The sequence below is a fragment of the Microbacterium sp. Y832 genome (assembly GCF_057669765.1).
This window is the reverse complement of record NZ_JBYHFM010000002.1, coordinates 575,735-592,577: the sequence shown is the minus strand read 5'-3', so window position 1 is coordinate 592,577 and position 16,843 is coordinate 575,735. Positions and strand designations below refer to the sequence as shown.

Genomic DNA, 16,843 nt, shown 5'->3' with positions numbered 1-16,843 from the left:
GGTGTCACGGGATGGCGACGACGATGCCCGAGCCGGTGCCGGGGCCGTTCATCGCGACGAGCGCCGCGCCCGCTCCCGCGAGGTCGGTGCGGGTGCCGATCAGCAGGTCGGGCCGCAGTCGCCCATCGGCGACCATCTCGATCATCGCCGGATAGTCCGCCGCGGGCATGCCGTGCGAGCCGAAGACCGAGAGCTCCCAGGCGATGACGCGGTCCCAGGGCAGAGATGCCCGCGCGTCGTCGCCCAGCATGAGGCCGATCTGCACGTGTCGTCCGCGACGCCGCAATGACAGAACGGCCGCCGTCGAGGTCGCGGGCGACCCGAGCGCGTCGATCGTGACGTGCGCGCCCCCGCGCGTGGCCTGGAGCACCTGCTCGACCGGGTCCGAGGAGCGGATCGTCGTCGTCGCGCCGAGTTCGGCAGCGTGCGTGAGAGCGGCCTCGGACACATCGACCGCGGTGACACGAGCCCCGAGCGCCGCGCAGATCATGACCGCAGAGAGCCCGACTCCGCCGCAGCCGAAGATCACCACTTCGTCGCCCGCAGCGACCTGGCCGTGTGTCGTCGCGGCACGGAACGCCGTCGCGAAGCGGCAGCCGAGAGCGGCCGCCGTGGCGAAATCGACCGAGTCGGGCAGGCCGACGAGATTCGTGTCGGCGGCGTGGACCACCACGTACTCGGCGTGGGACCCCGCGTGGGTGAACCCTGGCTGAGTCTGTGCGGGGCAGACGTGCGCGTCACCGCTGCGGCAGGTTTCGCACTCCCCGCATCCGCACACGAACGGCGCGGTGACCCGGTCTCCGACGCGCCAATGGCGTACGTCCGCTCCCACTTCGGCGAGCGTGCCCGCGAACTCGTGACCGGGGATGTGCGGCAGCGCCACCGGGTCGTGACCTTGCCAGGCATGCCAGTCCGATCGGCACACTCCGGTGGCACCGACCCGCACGAGCACGCCGTCGGGTGGACAGGTGGGTCGGGCGACGGTCGCGACGCGGGGGAGCGTGGCGGTGGCGTCATAGACGACGGCCGACATCGAGGGGCGATCAGGCACGGGGGACTCCAGGGGACGGCGGCCGGAGCCACACTAGCCGACCGTCCCGGCGGGAGCGGACGCCGAGATCGCCGTCGCCGCGACGGTGCAGCTGCTGGGGCTCTGGCGCCTACTGCGCCGTCTCGGGGATCTCGACGGCGGCGGTGTCGAAGTGCTCCGCAACGAGCATGATGCCGCCCGACGAGTGGGCCGAGCTGGCGAGCTCTTCGAGCCACTCGCGGCTGAGTTCAGGCGCCTCGGCTTCGTCGAACGTGAATCGCAACGGGATCGACGGGTGCAGCCAGAGAGTCGAACGCCCACCGGGCTGGTCGTCGGGATGCTTCCACGACAGGGTGAAGCTCTCGCCGCGCCGCAGCTTCGTCGCGATGACGATTTTCAAGTGCGACAGCGCACGGTCTTCGATGTCAATCGGCTCAGAACCGCCGTAATAGATCGTGCCCACGACTTCAGCGTACCGGGCGGGCGCACGCGGGGCTCGCCTCAAGTACCAAACCCCCTGGATTGCGTCAACGGGGTGCGCCACACCTGCTGCGATGTCACGCTGTTCTGACCGATTCCGGGTCACACGGATCCGCAATGTGAGACCACCGAGGTGAGCGCGCATGAAAGACCTGCTGATCAACGGCACGCGCTTCTTGACGACGGATGCAGTCGCCGATGCCGCCCTGGAATACATGACGGTGCTGAATGAATTCCACCGTTCCGACACCGTCCGCTTTCCCGCCCTCGTCGAAGGGCGCGCAGCGACGGCTGCCGTGGTCCTCGGGCCGAGCACGCATCTCGTCGTGATCGACGCCCCGGATGTGATGCCTGCGGGGCTCGACGGGGTCGCTGAAGCGGTCGCCGATATCGAGCGGCGCCTGTCGGACTACCGCTGACCCCACGCGGGGTAGGCTGTCCGACGTGGGCAGGTTCATTTACGATACAGCGGGCAACTCGATCGAACTCGAGGACCGCACGCTTGCGCATCTCCGGATCGTCATCATGAACAAGCTCCGCCGGTCGGAGCCGTTCATGTTCGATGTCGAACTCAACGACGGCACCGGTCGACGCAGCTTCTGGATCCATCCGTCGGTCCCGCTGCAGATCCAGTTCTACGGAACGCGCCAGCCGCGCATCAACCGGCACTGGGTCGAGGAGCTGATGAAGTCGGCGAGCGGTCCCAACGGGCTGAGCATCATGCCCGAACCCGCCGAAGAAGAGCCCCTCGCCACAGAGGAGTAGGCCTGTCAAGGGGATGCTGTCCCCTGAAGGCCGCATCTAGCCTGAGGACTCCGCGAAAGGAGATCCCATGGCATCCATGAACGACCCCCGCGACAAGCACCGCGCCGACGGCTTTCCCGATCAAGAGCAAGAGCAGCCGGGTCTGACCGACGAGACGACCCCCGAGCCGGACCACGGTGAGAGGTCCTACCGCGGATCGGGTCGCCTGCAGGGGCGGCGTGCGCTCATCACCGGTGGTGACTCCGGAATCGGCCGCGCCGTCGCGATCGCGTTCGCCCGTGAAGGGGCCGACGTCGCGGTGTCGCACCTTCCGGAAGAGCAGAAGGACGGCGACGAGACCGTCCGGCTGATCACCGCCGAGGGGCGGACCGGCACGAGCCTCGCCGGCGATATCCGCGACGAGGCGTTCGCGACATCCCTCGTCGACGACACGATCGGCGCCCTCGGAGGCCTCGACATCCTTGTGCTCAACGCGGGGTACCAGAAGGACCGCGAGAGCCTCGCGTCGCTGGAGACGGCAGAGCTCGACCGGGTCTTCCGAACCAACCTCTACGGCATGATGTTCACCGCCCGCGCGGCGGTGCCGCACCTCGCGCCGGGAGCCTCGATCATCGTGACGTCGTCGATTCAGGCGTTCTCGCCGTCGCCGTCGCTCATCGACTACGCCATGACGAAGGCGGCGCAGGTGGCCTTCGTCAAAGCGCTCGCCGAGGAACTCGGGCCGAAGGGCGTGCGGGTCAACGCCGTCGCGCCGGGACCGATCTGGACGCCGCTCATCCCGGCGACCGGGTGGGATGCCGACCGGCTCGCGTCGTTCGGGCAGGACACGCCCCTCGGGCGCGCGGGTCAGCCCGCCGAACTCGCGGGCGCGTACGTGTATCTCGCATCCGAGGAGGCGTCGTTCGTCTCGGGCGCCGTCCTGCCCGTGACGGGCGGCAAACCGCTGTGACGGTCAGGGGCGCTCACCGGCGGCGAGCCGTGTGAGCGCCTCGACCGCGCGGTCGACCGTCGCCGCGAGCACGGCGGGCGGGTCGCCCTCGAACCGCAGCTCGATGCTGCCGACGCTCTCGCGCGTGGCCCAGCCGATGTGCACGGTTCCGGGAGGATGCCCCCCGTCGGGGTCGGGACCACCCACCCCCGTCGTCGACACGCCGATGTCGGCATCCATGAGATCGCGCACCCCGCGCGCCAGCTGCTCGGCGCACGCGTCCGAGCACGGATCGGTGCCCGGTTCGAGGCCGAGCACGGACTCTTTGACCGAGGTGAAGTACGCCACGACCCCTCCCGTGAACCACTCCGAGGCGTTCTCGCCCGCCCCGACCGTGCTCGCGAGCTTGCCGCTTGTGAGCGATTCGGCGACAGCGATCGTGAGCCCCTTCTCGTGGGCGAGGGTCGAGAGGTGATCGATGTGAGGCATCCTTCTCCTTCTTTACGCGTCCTTCGTGACTATCGCGAGGCGGATGCCGCTGGCAAGCCCATTCCGAAACGAGCCGCGCCGTGCTTGTCCGACATACTCGGCACCCGAGCCTCGGAGTGGGGTACCGTGGGTGGCGTGCTGACCTGTCGCTGTTGTCGCTGAGCGCTTCGCGCTCGCCTCAGTCGACCCCATCAGCCGCGCATCCCGCGCTCAACCGAGGAACACACCCGTGCGATACGCCCGCAGCGTCGCCGACCTCGTCGGCAACACCCCCCTCGTTCAGCTCTCCCGTGTCACCGACGGGATCGCCGCGACCGTGCTCGCCAAGGTCGAGTACTTCAACCCCGGCGGTTCGGCCAAAGACCGCATCGCCCGCAACATCATCGACGCGGCCGAGCGAGACGGGCACCTTCGCCCCGGCGGAACCATCGTCGAGCCGACGAGCGGCAACACCGGCGTCGGTCTCGCACTCGTCGCCCTCGAACGCGGGTACCGCATGGTCTTCGTCGTGCCCGACAAGTTCGACGGTGAGAAGGTCGCCGTGCTTCGCGCATACGGGGCCGAAGTCGTCGTGACCGAGACGAACGTGCCGCCCGAGGACCCCCGCTCGTACTACAGCGTCTCGGACCGGCTCGCGCGTGAGATCCCCGGCGCCTTCAAGCCCAACCAGTTCGCCAACCAGAACGGCCCGCGCGGCCACTACGAGACGACGGGTCCCGAGATCTGGCGCGACACCGAACGGCGGGTGACGCATTTCGTCGCCGGCATCGGAACAGGCGGCACGATCTCGGGCACGGGGCGTTACCTGCGCGATGTCTCCGATGACGCCGTGCGCATCGTCGGAGTCGACCCCGCGGGGTCGATCTACTCGGGTGGACCGCTGCACGGCTACCTCATCGAGGGCGTCGGCGAGGACTTCTGGCCGGAAACCTACGACACGACCGTCGCGCACGAGATCGAGCGCGTCGACGACGCCGAGGCGTTCGCGATGACCCGCCGCCTCGTGCGCGAAGAAGGCCTGTTCGTCGGCGGCTCAAGCGGCATGGCGGTCGTCGGCGCGCTGCGCGTCGCGCGCGACCTGCCCGCCGACGCCGTCGTGGTGGTGCTGCTTCCCGACCATGGGCGCGGCTACCTCAGCAAGGTCTTCGACGACGACTGGATGCGCGAGCGCGGTTTCGTTGTGACCGCCTCGACCCCCACCGACGCTTCACCCTCCGAAGGAGAATCCGCATGACCGACCACACCGACAACCCCGGGTTCGCGACGCGTGCCGTGCACGCCGGTCAGGCGTTCGACGAGGCCACGGGCGCGGTCATCCCCCCGCTGCACTTCTCGACGACGTACGCCCAGGACGGCATCGGCGGGCTGCGCGGCGGCTACGAATACGGTCGCGCCGCCAATCCCACCCGCACGGCGCTCGAGACGCAGCTCGCTGCGCTCGAGGGCGGGCCGCGCGCTCTGTCGTTCGCGTCGGGTCTCGCCGCCGAAGACGCCCTGCTGCGCGCCATCCTCAAGCCCGGCGACGAGGTGCTCCTCGGTAACGACGTCTACGGCGGCACCTACCGCCTGATCGCCCGTATCTTCGGCGCATGGGGCGTCGGCGTGCGCGTCGTCGAGATGAGTGACCTGGCTGCCGTCGAAGCGGCGCTCGCCGAGCGGCCCGCGCGCATCCTGTGGGTCGAGACGCCGAGCAACCCGCTGCTGAAGATCAGCGACGTCAGCGAGCTGGCTCGGCTCGGGCACGCGGCGGGCGCCCTCGTCGTGGTCGACAACACCTTCGCTTCGCCCGCGCTGCAGCAGCCCCTGTACCTCGGTGCCGATGTCGTCGTGCACTCGACGACGAAGTACATCGGCGGGCACTCCGACGTCGTCGGCGGGGCACTCGTCTTCGCTGATCAGGCCGTCGCCGACGAGGTGCAGTTCGTGCAGTTCGCCGCCGGTGCGGTGTCGGGGCCGATGGATGCCTGGCTCACGACGCGCGGCATCAAGACCCTCGCCGTCCGGATGCAGCGCCACGGCGAGAACGCCCAGGCGATCGCCGAGCACCTCGCCGCGCACCCCAAGGTCGCCCGTGTGCACTACCCCGGCCTCGCTTCGCACCCCGGGCACGACATCGCCGCGCGTCAGATGTCCGGTTTCGGCGGCATCGTGTCGCTGCAGCTCGGCGAAGCGGCGACCGCTCGCCGCTTCGCCGAGTCGACGCGCCTGTTCACGCTCGCCGAATCGCTCGGCGGCGTCGAGTCGCTCATGAACTACCCCGACGCCATGACTCACGCCTCGGTGCGCGGCACCGAGCTCGCCGTGCCGGAGGACCTCGTGCGCCTGTCGGTGGGCATCGAGTCGATCGACGACCTGATCGCCGATCTCGATGGGGCGCTAGACCTGGTCTGATCCGACGCGGTCGACGCCGTCACGTCACAGGCGCGTCCACGCCTCGGAGAGCACACTGCGCAGGATCTGCTCGATCTCGTCGAACTCGGGTGGCCCGACCGTGAGCGGCGGGGCGAGCTGGATGACGGGGTCGCCGCGGTCGTCGGCGCGGCAATAGAGCCCGGCATCGAAGAGGGCCTTCGACAGGAATCCGCGCAGCAGCCGCTCGGACTCGTCTTCGTCGAAGGTCTGCTTCGTCTGCTTGTCCTTCACGAGTTCGATGCCGAAGAAGTATCCGTCCCCGCGCACGTCGCCCACGATCGGCAGATCGGTGAGCTTCTCGAGGGTCGAGCGGAACACGGGGGAGTACTCCCGCACGCGCTCGAGGAGTCCTTCCTCGTCGAACACGTCGAGGTTCTCGAGCGCGACGGCGGCGGAGACAGGGTGCCCGCCGAACGTGTACCCGTGGTAGAACGCGCGGTCGCCGTGCGCGAACGGCTCGTAGATGCGGTCGCTCACGACGGTGCCGCCGAGCGGCGAGTATCCGCTCGTGACCCCCTTCGCGAAGGTGATCATGTCGGGCTGGTACCCGTAGGCGTCGCACGCGAACATGTGGCCGATGCGGCCGAAGGCGCAGATGACCTCGTCTGAGACGAGCAGGACGTCGTAGCGATCGCAGATCTCGCGGACCCGCTGGAAGTAGCCGGGCGGCGGGGGGAAGCATCCGCCCGAGTTCTGCACCGGCTCGAGGAAGACCGCCGCCACGGTGTCGGGCCCTTCGAACTGGATCATCTCCTCGATCCGGTCGGCAGCCCAGACGCCGAACTCCTCGAGGCTGCCGGTCGGGGCGCCCATGTCGGCGGCGCGGTAGAAGTTCGTGTTCGGCACGCGGAAGCCGCCGGGGGTGACCGGTTCGAACATCTCTTTCATGGCGGGGATGCCGGTGATCGCGAGGGCGCCCTGCGGCGTGCCGTGATAGGCGACCGAGCGTGAGATGACCTTGTGCTTGGCGGGCTTGCCCTGGATCTTCCAGTAGTACTTCGCGAGCTTGAAGGCCGTCTCGACGGCCTCGCCGCCGCCCGTCGAGAAGAAGACGTGGTTCAGGTCTCCGGGAGCGTGATCGGCGATGCGGTCGGCGAGCTCGATCGCGGCGGGATGGGCGTAGGACCAGAGGGGGAAGAAGGCGAGCTCTTCGGCCTGCTTCGCTGCGGCGGCCGCGATGCGCTTGCGACCATGCCCGGCGTTGACGACGAACAGGCCCGCGAGCCCGTCGATGTACCGCTTGCCCCGGGAATCCCAGATGTGGTGGCCCTCGCCCTTGACGATGATGGGCACGCCCGGGCCATCCGTCATGACGGACTGTCGGGCGAAGTGCATCCACAGGTGGTCCTTGGCCATCTGCTGCAGTTCTGCTTCGGTGCGGGCGTGGCGTTCGGTCGTCGTCGACATGAGCGGGCCTTCCGTCGGGTGGCTCCGACGATACTCCCGCGCCTTCGGCAGGTCAGCGTCGATCCGTCCGGTTCCCGCGTGTCGTCCGCCGGTGTGTCTGCCGCCGGGGCCGTCTTGCGGGAGGGGCGGGTCAGCGCGAGACGGGGGCGCGCAGCAGATCGGCGAAGGCGAGCTCGGCCGCGCCGGTCAGCAGGCGGTCTTCCGCCAGGGCGGCGACGCGCAGGTCGAGATCTTCCATCGTCGCCGGCAGTGCCTGGGCGGCGACGGCGTCGCGGAGCCCGTCGAGATCGAGCTCGGCGAGGGCCGCGAGGAAGCCGCCGAGCACCACGACCGAGGGATTTAGCACGTTCACGGCGTTCGCCAGGGCCGTCGCGAGGATGCGTCGCTGCCGTGCAGCCTCGGTCGCCACGGCGGGAGCGACCGATGCCGCGAGTGCGGCCGCCAGCGTCGTGTCGTCGGCCGACGCGAGGCCGAGCGCTTCGCGCAGCAGGGTCTGGCTGACTTCGTCTTCGAGCACGCCGTCTCGTGCTCTGCGGTCGGCGTCGGCACCGATCCCGGGGCGGTTCTGCCCGAACTCGCCGGCGTAGCCGCCTGCGCCGGGCACCGGCATCCCGCCGATGATGAGGCCGCCGCCGATTCCGCTCGCCCCGCCGTTGAGATAGACGACGTCGTCCACACCGCGCGCGGCGCCGAACAGGTGCTCGGCGAGCACGCCGAGGCTGGCGTCGTTGCCGACGACGGTCGGCAGTCCCGTCGCCTCGGCGACGATGCTGCCGAGGGGTTCATCGGTCCAGCCCAGGTGGGGGGCGTTGCGCACGAGCCCGTCGGCGGCGCGGACGAGCCCCGGCACGGCGAGACCGATGCCCGCGATTCGTGCCTGCGAGAGCGCGGTCCCGCGCCAGCCGGTGATCCGTTCGGCCACGAGCCGGGCCGTCTCGGCGGGGGTGAGTAGATGGTCGATCTCGATGCGCTCGCGCAGCCGCATGCCTCGGTCCAGGCCCACGACGCCGATCGTGAGGGCGTCGACCTCGGGGTTGACGGCGATCGCGACGACCCGGGGGTCGGCGGCGACGACCGGCGACGGGCGCCCTACACGACGTGACGGGTCGGGTGCCCGCTCGTCGACGAGGGCACCACGCGTCAATTCGCCCACGAGGTCGGCGATGGTGGATCGGTTCAGGCCCGTGGCCTCGGTGAGCGCCGCGCGCGAGAGCGGGCCCTCGATGTGCACGAGGCGCAGCACGCGCGCGAGATTGCGCTGGCGCACACCTTCACCGGCCGAGGAGGGATCGCTCACTCCCTCACTGTAGGGGCCGCGGGAGGGGAGGAAGTTCTATTTGTTGCTCTTGACCTCAAATCCCTCCGGTCGTAATCTGGCCTCACAAGATCACTTTCGACATAGCTGTCGAAACTTTCGAGAGGTTCGATGATGAACACACGCAGGTCAATGCGCGTTCTCGCCGGAATGACCGCCGTCGGCCTCGCAGCCGCGCTCGCGGGATGCGGCGGCGGCGACGGCGGCGAAGCGGACGGCGGCGACGCAGAAGATGTCACCATCACGTGGTGGCACAACGCGACCTCCGGTCCTCTGCCAGCGGTGTGGGAGGCCGTCGCGGCGGAGTTCGAGGACGCAAACCCCGGCGTGAAGGTCGAGCAGACCGGATACCAGAACGAAGAGCTGCAGCGCACGCTGATCCCCAACGCCCTCGCAGCGGGCGACCCGCCCGACCTCTTTCAGGTGTGGCCCGGCGGTGAGCTGCGGGACCAGGTCGAGAACGGATACCTCATGCCGCTCGACGACCTCATCCCCGAAACGATCACCGCGGTCGGAGCGACCGCGAACCCCTGGCAGGTGGGCGGCACGACCTACGGGCTTCCGTTCACCTTCGGCATCGAAGGCTTCTGGTACAACACGGACATGTTCGACGAGGCGGGTGTCGAGGTTCCCGAGACGTTCGATGACCTCGTCGACGCCGTGGCGGACCTGCGCGAATCGGGCGTCACGCCGATCGCCGTCGGCGCGGGCGACGGCTGGCCGGCAGCGCACTGGTGGTACCAGTTCGCGCTGAAGTCCTGCTCGCCCGAGACGCTGAACGCCGGCGTCGAGGAGTTCGACTTCAGCGACCCGTGCTGGGTCGAGGCGGGCGAGCAGCTGCAGGACTTCATCGCGATCGAGCCGTTCCAGGACGGCTTCCTCGGCACGCCCGCCCAGCAGGGCGCGGGCAGTTCCGCCGGTCTCGTGGCGAACGGTCAAGCCGCGATGGAGCTCATGGGTCACTGGAACTCGGGCGAGATCGGCGGGCTCACCCCCGACAAGCAGGTGCCGGCGTTCCTGGGGTGGTTCCCCGTTCCCGGCATCGCCGGCGCGCCGGGCGACCCCACGGCCGCACTCGGCGGCGGCGACGGCTTCGGCTGCTCGAAAGATGCTCCGCCGGAGTGCGCCGACCTGCTGGCCTACATCATGAGCGAAGACGTGCAGCAGCGCTTCGCCGAGAGCGGCTCGGGCATCCCGACGATCTCCGCGGCCCAGGCCTCGCTCGAAGACGAGAACCTCACGCGTGTCGCGGCCGGCCTCGCCGATGCATCCTTCGTGCAGATCTGGCTCGACACGGCGATGGGCACAACCGTCGGCAATGCCATGAACGAGGGGATCGTCAATCTCTTCGCCGGCGCCGGGTCGGCGGAGGACATCGTCACCCGCATGCAGGACGCCGCGGCGACCCGCTAGACCATGGCGACACTCACGACACCCGGGCCCGTGGTCACCGCGGGCCCGGGCCCCGCACCGGTGCGACCCGTTCGTCGCCGCCGCTCGGGGCGCACGCGCCTCGAGGTCATGCTCTTCGTGGCCCCCGCGCTCGTGCTGTTCGTGGGCTTCGTCATCCTTCCCGTCGTCCTCGCGGCGGTCTACAGCCTGTACAACCTGCCGGCCGCATTCCGCTGGGAGCATCTGGCGGACCCGGACCGTTTCATCGGCCTGGACAACTACATCCGTGCGCTCACGACGCCCGAGTTCCAGCGGGCCATCGGCAACACGTTCTTCATCGTCGCGATGTCACTCCTCGTGCAGGGGCCCCTCGCGATCGGCATCGCTCTGCTGCTCAATCGTCGGCTGCGCGGGCGCACGGTCTTCCGCCTGCTGATCTTCGTGCCCTATGTCCTGGCCGAGGTCATCGCGGGGCTCTCGTTCAAGCTGCTGCTGCAGCCCAGTGGCGCCGTCAACGCCTCACTCGAGTCGATGGGCCTCGGCGACCTCTCTCGCAACTGGCTGGCCGACCCCGAGATCGCGCTGTGGACGATCTTCCTCATCCTCACCTGGAAGTACATCGGGTTCGCGATCCTGCTCTTCCTCGCCGGGCTCCAGGGCATCCCCGACGAGCTCGCCGAAGCCGCCCAGATCGACGGAGCGAGCTGGTGGCAGATCCAACGGCACATCACGCTGCCGCTGCTGGGCCCCACCATCCGGATCTGGGCGTTCCTGTCGATCATCGGCTCGCTACAGGTCTTCGACATGGTGTGGGTCACCGTCGCCCCCGCCGTGCGTCGCATTGCGACCGAGACGATGGCGACCTACATGGTGCAGCAGGGCCAGTTCGGCGGCCAGCCCGGTTACGGAAGCGCCATCGCGGTGATCCTGTTCGTCATCTCGCTGGTCATCGCCCTCGTCTATCAGCGGTTCGCGTTGCGTCGTGACCTCGCCGGCGCCGTCACAAGAGGAGTGCGCGGATGACCGCCACGAGCACGATCGTCACGGGTGACGCAGCGCCGTCCGCCCCCGCGGGCCGCAAGTTCGATTTCGGGCAGCCGTTCGTCTATCTCGTCGCCCTCGTCGTCGCGGCGATCGCGATCGGCCCTGTCCTCTACGTCTTCATCGGCGGCTTCCGCACGACCGCCGACCTCAACGCGGATCCGGCGGGACTGCCCGACCCGTTCACACTGCAGAACTGGATCGCGGTGCTCGGCTCGGGCCGATTCTGGGGAAACGTCTTCGCCAGCACGGTGCTCGCCGTCGCGACGACGGTGGGCGTCGTGATCGCCGGCATCATGGCGGCCTTCGTGATCGCGCGCTACGACTTCCGCGGCCGTCAGGGGCTGTACACGTTCTTCGCCGCAGGACTGATGTTCCCCCTGACCGTCGCCGCCCTGCCGCTCACCCTGCTGCTGCGCACGCTCGGCCTGCACGGAACGTACCTCGGCGTCATCATCCCGGGGATCGCGTTCGCGTTGCCGACGACGATCATCATCCTCGTGCCGTTCCTGCGCGCGATTCCGGATGAGCTCGAAGAGGCCGCCATGATCGACGGGGCATCCCGGCTGGGGTTCTTCTGGCGCATCCTGCTGCCGCTGGCCAAGCCGGGTCTCATCACGGTGGGCATCCTCGCCTTCGTCGCGAGCTGGAACGGCTATCTGCTGCCTCTTCTGGTCATCTCGACGGGGAGCCTGCCGCAAGAACTGTGGCCCCTGCCGCTGGGCCTCACGCAGTTCTCGACGCAGTACTCGACCGACACCGGTGCCGTGCTGGCCTACACGTCGCTCGCCATGGTGCCCGCTCTGGTGTTCTTCCTCCTCGCGCAGAAGCGCATCGTGGGCGGCCTGACGGGAGCCGTGAAGGGATGACCGTGTCCGATCAGCAGATGACCGATACCGCGCCCTGGCGCGACGCGACACTCTCGACCCACAAGCGCGTCGAGTCCCTCGTCGAGCGCATGACCGTCGCCGAGAAGGTCGCCCAGCTGTACGGCGTGTGGGTGGGGGCCTCTGCCGATGGCGAAGACGTGGCACCCCACCAGCACGACATGGACGACCGTGTCGATCTCGATGACTTGCTGCCGTCGGGCCTCGGTCAGCTCACGCGGCCGTTCGGGACCGCGCCGGTGGACGCCGCGACCGGCGCGCTGTCGCTGGCCCGCGCGCAGCAGCGCATTGCGGCGGCCAACAGGTTCGGTCTTCCCGCCCTCGCCCACGAGGAGTGCCTCGCCGGCTTCGCGACGTGGGGGGCGACGGCGTACCCCGTGCCGCTCAGCTGGGGTGCGACCTTCGATCCCGACCTCGTGCGCGAGATGGGGCAGCGCATCGGCCGGGACATGCGCTCGGTCGGCGTGCACCAGGGCCTCGCCCCCGTGCTCGATGTCGTGCGCGACGCGCGCTGGGGTCGCGTCGAAGAGACGATCGGCGAAGACCCGTACCTCGTCGGGACGATCGCGACCGCGTACGTGCAGGGGGTGGAGTCGGCCGGTGTCGTCGCGACCCTCAAGCACTTCGTGGGGTACTCCGCCTCCAAGGGCGGTCGCAATCTCGCGCCGGTGTCCGTCGGCGCGCGTGAGCTCTGCGACGTGCTGCTGCCGCCGTTCGAGATGGCGCTGCGCGAATCGGGCGTGCGCTCGGTCATGAACTCCTACACCGACCTCGACGGCGTCGCCACGGCGGCCGATGCGGGCCTGCTCACGGGACTCCTGCGCGACACCTGGGGATTCGAGGGCACGCTCGTCGCCGACTACTTCTCGATCGCGTTCCTGCGCCAGCTGCACGGCGTCGCTGAGACCTGGACGGATGCCGCGGCCCTCGCGCTCGCCGCGGGGATCGATGTCGAGCTGCCCACCGTGAAGACCTTCGGAGCCGATCTCGTGCGCGCCGTCGAGTCGGGCGCGGTCGCGCAGGAGCTCATTGACCGCGCATTGCGCCGCGTGCTGCGCCAGAAGATCGAGCTCGGCCTGCTGGATCCCGACTGGTCGCCCGTGCCGCCGGCGCTCGCCAGCGAGCTCGACGCCGCCGCATCCGCCGATACCGAGGCCGTCGCGCGAGTGCGCGGAAGTATCGACCTCGACCCGCCCGCCAACCGTGACCTGGCGCGCCGGATCGCCGAACGGGCCGTCGTGCTGCTGCGCAACGACGGGGCGCTGCCGCTTGCCGCGCCGCGACGGATCGCGGTGGTGGGTCCCGTCGCCGACGACCCCTACGCCGTGCTCGGCTGCTATTCGTTCCCGGCGCACGTCGGGGTGCGGCATCCGGAGCACCCCGTCGGCATCACGCTGCCGACGCTGCGCGAATCGCTCGGCTCGGAGTTCGCCGACGCGGAGATCACGCACGTCGCGGCGACGACGATCGACGGGGGCGAGACCGACGGGTTCGCCGCCGCCCTCGAAGCGGCCGCCGGCGCGGACGTCGTCGTGGTCGCCCTGGGCGACCGTGCGGGCCTGTTCGGCCGCGGCACGAGCGGCGAGGGGTGCGACGCGGCCGACCTCAATCTGCCGGGGGCCCAGGCACAGTTGCTGGAGGCCGTGCTCGACACGGGCGTGCCGACGGTCGTCGTGCTCCTCGCGGGGCGTCCGTATGCCCTGGGCTCGGCGCCCGAACGGGCGGCGGCGATCGTGCAGACGTTCTTCGCGGGGGAGGAGGGGACCGGCGCGGTGGCCGGAGTGCTCAGTGGCCGGGTGAACCCGTCCGGGCGCTTGCCGGTGAGTGTGCCGAAGAATCCGGGTGCGCAGCCCTCGACCTACCTCGCCTCGACGCTCGCCCGCGCCACCGAGGTGTCGAACATCGACCCCTCGCCGGCATACGCATTCGGACACGGGCTGGGCTTCTCGCAGCTCACCTGGACGGCGCTCGAGGCGCCGCCCACCGAGATCCGCGCGGACGGAACGGTTCGAGCCGAGATCGAGGTGTCCAACGACGGCGAGTGCACCGCGGCGGACGTCGTGCAGCTGTACCTGCATGATCCCGTCGCCTCGGTCGTGCGACCCGTGCAGCGGCTCATCTCGTACGCGCGCGTCGAGCTCGGGCCGGGTGAGCACGCGCGCGTGACATTCGATGTGCCCGCAGACCTCGCCTCGTTCACGGGCGTCGACGGGCGTCGGATCGTCGAGCCGGGAGAGATCGTGCTCGGGTTCGGGCGATCGAGCGCCGACATCGTCGCGACGCGAACGGCGCGCATCACGGGCGAGTCGAGGGTCGTGGACCACACGCGCGCCCTGCACGCGGCGGTCTCGGTGGCGTCCGCCTGAGTCAGCGCGGCGGAGCCGTGCTGCCGCGCACGACGAGGTGGGTCGCGAGGTCCATGCGCAGCGTCTCGGGCGTCGCGCCGTCGGCCAGGCGCAGCGCGAGTCGCGTGGCCTCCTCGCCCATGCGCTTGAGAGGCTGATGCACGGTCGTCAGCTGGGGGCTCATCCACCGCGCGAGCGCGATGTCATCGTAGCCGACGACCGAGAGATCCTCGGGCACCCGCAGTCCGGCGGCCGAGCCGGCGGCGATTGCCCCCAGCGCCTGCAGGTCGCTGCCGGCGAAGATCGCCGTCGGGGGATCGGGCAGGGCGAGGAGCTCCCGCGCGCGGCGTTCGCCGCCCGCGGGGTGGAAGTCGCCGTAGCGGATGAGTCCCGGGTCGATGGGCAGCCCGGCGGCGTTCATCGCCGAACGGTAGCCGTCCACGCGCGCGAGTGAGCACATCATGTCTTCGGGCCCGGTGATCGCGGCGATACGTCGATGTCCGAGCTCGATGAGGTGGCGCGTCGCCATGAGCCCGCCCGACCAGTTCGCCGAGCCCACCGACGGCACGTCGGGTGAGGGATCGCCGGCGGGGTCGACGATGACGAACGGGATGCCACGCGAGCGCAGCTTGTCGCGATGCTCGGGCTGGATGTCCGAGAACACCAGAACGACCCCGACCGGGCGCCGGCGCAGCACTCCGTCGATCCAGGCCGCGCCGGGCGTGTGTCGGTCGCCGCTGACGGTGAGGACGACGGACAGTCCCGCGGCGTGCGCGACGCCCTCGACGCCCTCGATGACCTCCATGGACCAGCTCGGCTCGAGCTCGTGGAAGACGAGTTCGACGACGTCGTTGTGCCGGCGCGTGCCCCGTCGGGTGTAGCCGTGCCGCGCGAGGTGATCCTCGAGACGGGCGCGCGTCTCTGGAGCCACATCGGACCGCCCGTTGAGCACCTTTGACATCGTCGCGAGAGAGACGCCGGCCTCGGCGGCGATCGCGGCGAGCGTCACGCGGCGGGTGCTGGACATGCGTCGATCGTAGCGTCGAAACTCTCGGAAGCGCGGTCGAGAAAACCTGCCTCCGACCCCTGGACGCGGCATCCGAGGTGCTATAGGTTGCCAGGGGCAACAATTCCTTCACCGACGCAGGAGAACCATGACCACCCCTACTCGCGATGACAAGTTCTCCTTCGGCCTGTGGACCGTGGGATACAACGGCTCCGATCCCTTCGGCGGACCGACCCGCCCCGCCCTCGACGTCGTGCACGTCGTCGAGAAGCTCGCCGAACTCGGCGCCTACGGGCTGACCTTCCACGACGACGACCTCTTCGCCTTCGGCTCGACCGATGCCGAGCGTCAGGTGCAGATCGACCGTCTCGCCCGCGCTCTGGCCGACACGGGCCTGATCGTGCCGATGGTGACGACGAATCTCTTCTCGCCGCCGGTGTTCAAGGACGGCGGGTTCACCTCGAACGATCGGGGCGTGCGGCGGTATGCCCTGCGCAAGGTCCTGCGCCAGCTCGACCTCGGCGCCGAGCTGGGCGCGAAGACGTTCGTCATGTGGGGCGGGCGCGAGGGCGCCGAGTACGACTCGTCGAAGGACGTCCGCGCCGCGCTCGAGCGCTATCGCGAGGCCGTCAACCTGCTCGGCCAGTACGTCGTCGACAAGGGATACGACATCCGCTTCGCGATCGAACCGAAGCCGAACGAGCCGCGCGGTGACATTCTGCTGCCCACGCTGGGGCACGCCCTGGCGTTCATCGATTCGCTCGATCGCCCCGAGCTGTTCGGCGTCAATCCCGAAGTGGGCCACGAGCAGATGGCGGGGCTCAACTTCGCCGCGGGCATCGCCCAGGCGCTGTACCACGGCAAGCTCTTCCACATCGATCTGAACGGCCAGCGCGGCATCAAGTACGACCAGGACCTCGTCTTCGGCCACGGCGACCTGCACAACGCGTTCGCCCTCGTGGACCTGCTCGAGAACGGCGGTCCCGGCGGCGGGCCCGCCTACGACGGCCCGCGCCACTTCGACTACAAGCCCTCACGCACCGAAGATGAGACCGGTGTGTGGGAGTCGGCCGCGGCGAACATGCGCACGTACCTTCTGCTGAAAGAGCGCGCCGCCGCGTTCCGCGCCGACCCCGACGTGCAAGAGGCGCTCGCAGCCTCGCGCGTGCCCGAGCTCGCGGTGCCGACGCTCGGCGAGGGCGAGACCTACGACGACCTCCTCGCCGATCGCTCGGCCTATGAGGAGTTCGACACGGCTGCCTATTTCGGCGGGCGGGGCTTCGGGTTCGTGCGGCTGCAGCAGCTGGCGACCGAGCACCTTCTGGGCGCTCGCCCCTGACCCGCCG

Annotated in this window: 16 protein-coding genes; 10 read left to right on the top strand and 6 right to left on the bottom strand. The window is 69.7% G+C overall.

Annotation, left to right across the window (positions count from 1 at the left end; translation table 11 throughout):
- Nucleotides 1–4: 4 nt before the first annotated feature.
- Both AC25YV_RS05585 and AC25YV_RS05580 read right to left on the bottom strand, forming a co-directional pair.
- Nucleotides 5–1,051, bottom strand: a complete 1,047-nt coding sequence (locus AC25YV_RS05585) for a zinc-dependent alcohol dehydrogenase family protein (protein ID WP_488122840.1) — start codon at nucleotides 1,049–1,051, stop codon at nucleotides 5–7.
- A gap of 109 nt (nucleotides 1,052–1,160) precedes the next feature.
- Nucleotides 1,161–1,493: a DUF7882 family protein gene (locus AC25YV_RS05580; RefSeq protein ID WP_488122839.1), complete on the bottom strand. Its 333-nt coding sequence runs from the start codon at nucleotides 1,491–1,493 to the stop codon at nucleotides 1,161–1,163.
- 160 nt (nucleotides 1,494–1,653) lie between these two features.
- Here AC25YV_RS05580 and AC25YV_RS05575 point away from each other — a divergent pair, with 160 nt between their 5' ends.
- The 3 genes from AC25YV_RS05575 (at nucleotide 1,654) to AC25YV_RS05565 (ending at nucleotide 3,224) form a co-directional block, all read left to right on the top strand.
- Nucleotides 1,654–1,929, top strand: coding sequence for a hypothetical protein (locus AC25YV_RS05575; protein WP_488122838.1), 276 nt, complete (start codon nucleotides 1,654–1,656; stop codon nucleotides 1,927–1,929).
- A gap of 25 nt (nucleotides 1,930–1,954) precedes the next feature.
- Entirely contained in the window at nucleotides 1,955–2,275 is a 321-nt protein-coding gene (locus AC25YV_RS05570) for a DUF7882 family protein (protein ID WP_488122837.1), read from the top strand.
- A 67-nt stretch (nucleotides 2,276–2,342) separates the two neighbouring features.
- On the top strand, nucleotides 2,343–3,224 hold the full coding sequence (locus AC25YV_RS05565) for an SDR family oxidoreductase (protein WP_488122836.1): 882 nt from the start codon (nucleotides 2,343–2,345) through the stop codon (nucleotides 3,222–3,224).
- Between the two features lie 3 nt (nucleotides 3,225–3,227).
- Here AC25YV_RS05565 and AC25YV_RS05560 read toward each other — a convergent pair whose 3' ends face one another.
- Complete coding sequence (locus AC25YV_RS05560; RefSeq protein WP_488122835.1) at nucleotides 3,228–3,692, bottom strand: CinA family protein; 465 nt, start codon at nucleotides 3,690–3,692, stop codon at nucleotides 3,228–3,230.
- A gap of 229 nt (nucleotides 3,693–3,921) precedes the next feature.
- Between AC25YV_RS05560 and AC25YV_RS05555 the strand changes: the two genes are divergently transcribed.
- Both AC25YV_RS05555 and AC25YV_RS05550 read left to right on the top strand, forming a co-directional pair.
- Nucleotides 3,922–4,926 (top strand): PLP-dependent cysteine synthase family protein, encoded by a 1,005-nt coding sequence (locus tag AC25YV_RS05555; protein ID WP_488122834.1) that lies wholly within the window; start codon nucleotides 3,922–3,924, stop codon nucleotides 4,924–4,926.
- Nucleotides 4,923–6,083, top strand: coding sequence for a cystathionine gamma-synthase (locus AC25YV_RS05550; RefSeq protein ID WP_488122833.1), 1,161 nt, complete (start codon nucleotides 4,923–4,925; stop codon nucleotides 6,081–6,083). Before AC25YV_RS05555 ends, AC25YV_RS05550 begins: the two co-directional genes overlap by 4 nt.
- A gap of 24 nt (nucleotides 6,084–6,107) precedes the next feature.
- On the opposite strand, the gene AC25YV_RS05545 is transcribed toward AC25YV_RS05550, so the two are convergent.
- Together AC25YV_RS05545 and AC25YV_RS05540 are read right to left on the bottom strand one after the other, a co-directional pair.
- Nucleotides 6,108–7,511, bottom strand: coding sequence for an aspartate aminotransferase family protein (locus tag AC25YV_RS05545; protein ID WP_488122832.1), 1,404 nt, complete (start codon nucleotides 7,509–7,511; stop codon nucleotides 6,108–6,110).
- A 130-nt stretch (nucleotides 7,512–7,641) separates the two neighbouring features.
- Nucleotides 7,642–8,808: an ROK family protein gene (locus tag AC25YV_RS05540; protein WP_488122831.1), complete on the bottom strand. Its 1,167-nt coding sequence runs from the start codon at nucleotides 8,806–8,808 to the stop codon at nucleotides 7,642–7,644.
- Between the two features lie 150 nt (nucleotides 8,809–8,958).
- Here AC25YV_RS05540 and AC25YV_RS05535 point away from each other — a divergent pair, with 150 nt between their 5' ends.
- Genes AC25YV_RS05535 through AC25YV_RS05520 form a run of 4 tightly spaced genes read left to right on the top strand, consistent with a single transcriptional unit; the run spans nucleotide 8,959 to nucleotide 14,512 of the window.
- Nucleotides 8,959–10,239 (top strand): ABC transporter substrate-binding protein, encoded by a 1,281-nt coding sequence (locus AC25YV_RS05535; protein ID WP_488122830.1) that lies wholly within the window; start codon nucleotides 8,959–8,961, stop codon nucleotides 10,237–10,239.
- Between the two features lie 3 nt (nucleotides 10,240–10,242).
- Nucleotides 10,243–11,241, top strand: coding sequence for a carbohydrate ABC transporter permease (locus AC25YV_RS05530; protein WP_488122829.1), 999 nt, complete (start codon nucleotides 10,243–10,245; stop codon nucleotides 11,239–11,241).
- Nucleotides 11,238–12,128, top strand: coding sequence for a carbohydrate ABC transporter permease (locus tag AC25YV_RS05525; RefSeq protein ID WP_488122828.1), 891 nt, complete (start codon nucleotides 11,238–11,240; stop codon nucleotides 12,126–12,128). Before AC25YV_RS05530 ends, AC25YV_RS05525 begins: the two co-directional genes overlap by 4 nt.
- Nucleotides 12,125–14,512, top strand: a complete 2,388-nt coding sequence (locus AC25YV_RS05520) for a beta-xylosidase/alpha-l-arabinosidase (RefSeq protein WP_488122827.1) — start codon at nucleotides 12,125–12,127, stop codon at nucleotides 14,510–14,512. Before AC25YV_RS05525 ends, AC25YV_RS05520 begins: the two co-directional genes overlap by 4 nt.
- 1 nt (nucleotide 14,513) lies before the next feature.
- Here the strand turns inward: AC25YV_RS05520 and AC25YV_RS05515 are convergent, their stop codons facing one another.
- Nucleotides 14,514–15,518, bottom strand: coding sequence for a LacI family DNA-binding transcriptional regulator (locus tag AC25YV_RS05515; protein ID WP_488122826.1), 1,005 nt, complete (start codon nucleotides 15,516–15,518; stop codon nucleotides 14,514–14,516).
- Between the two features lie 127 nt (nucleotides 15,519–15,645).
- On the opposite strand from AC25YV_RS05515, the gene xylA reads away from it, so the two are divergent.
- Nucleotides 15,646–16,836, top strand: a complete 1,191-nt coding sequence (gene xylA / locus AC25YV_RS05510; protein ID WP_488122825.1) for a xylose isomerase — start codon at nucleotides 15,646–15,648, stop codon at nucleotides 16,834–16,836.
- Nucleotides 16,837–16,843: the final 7 nt, after the last annotated feature.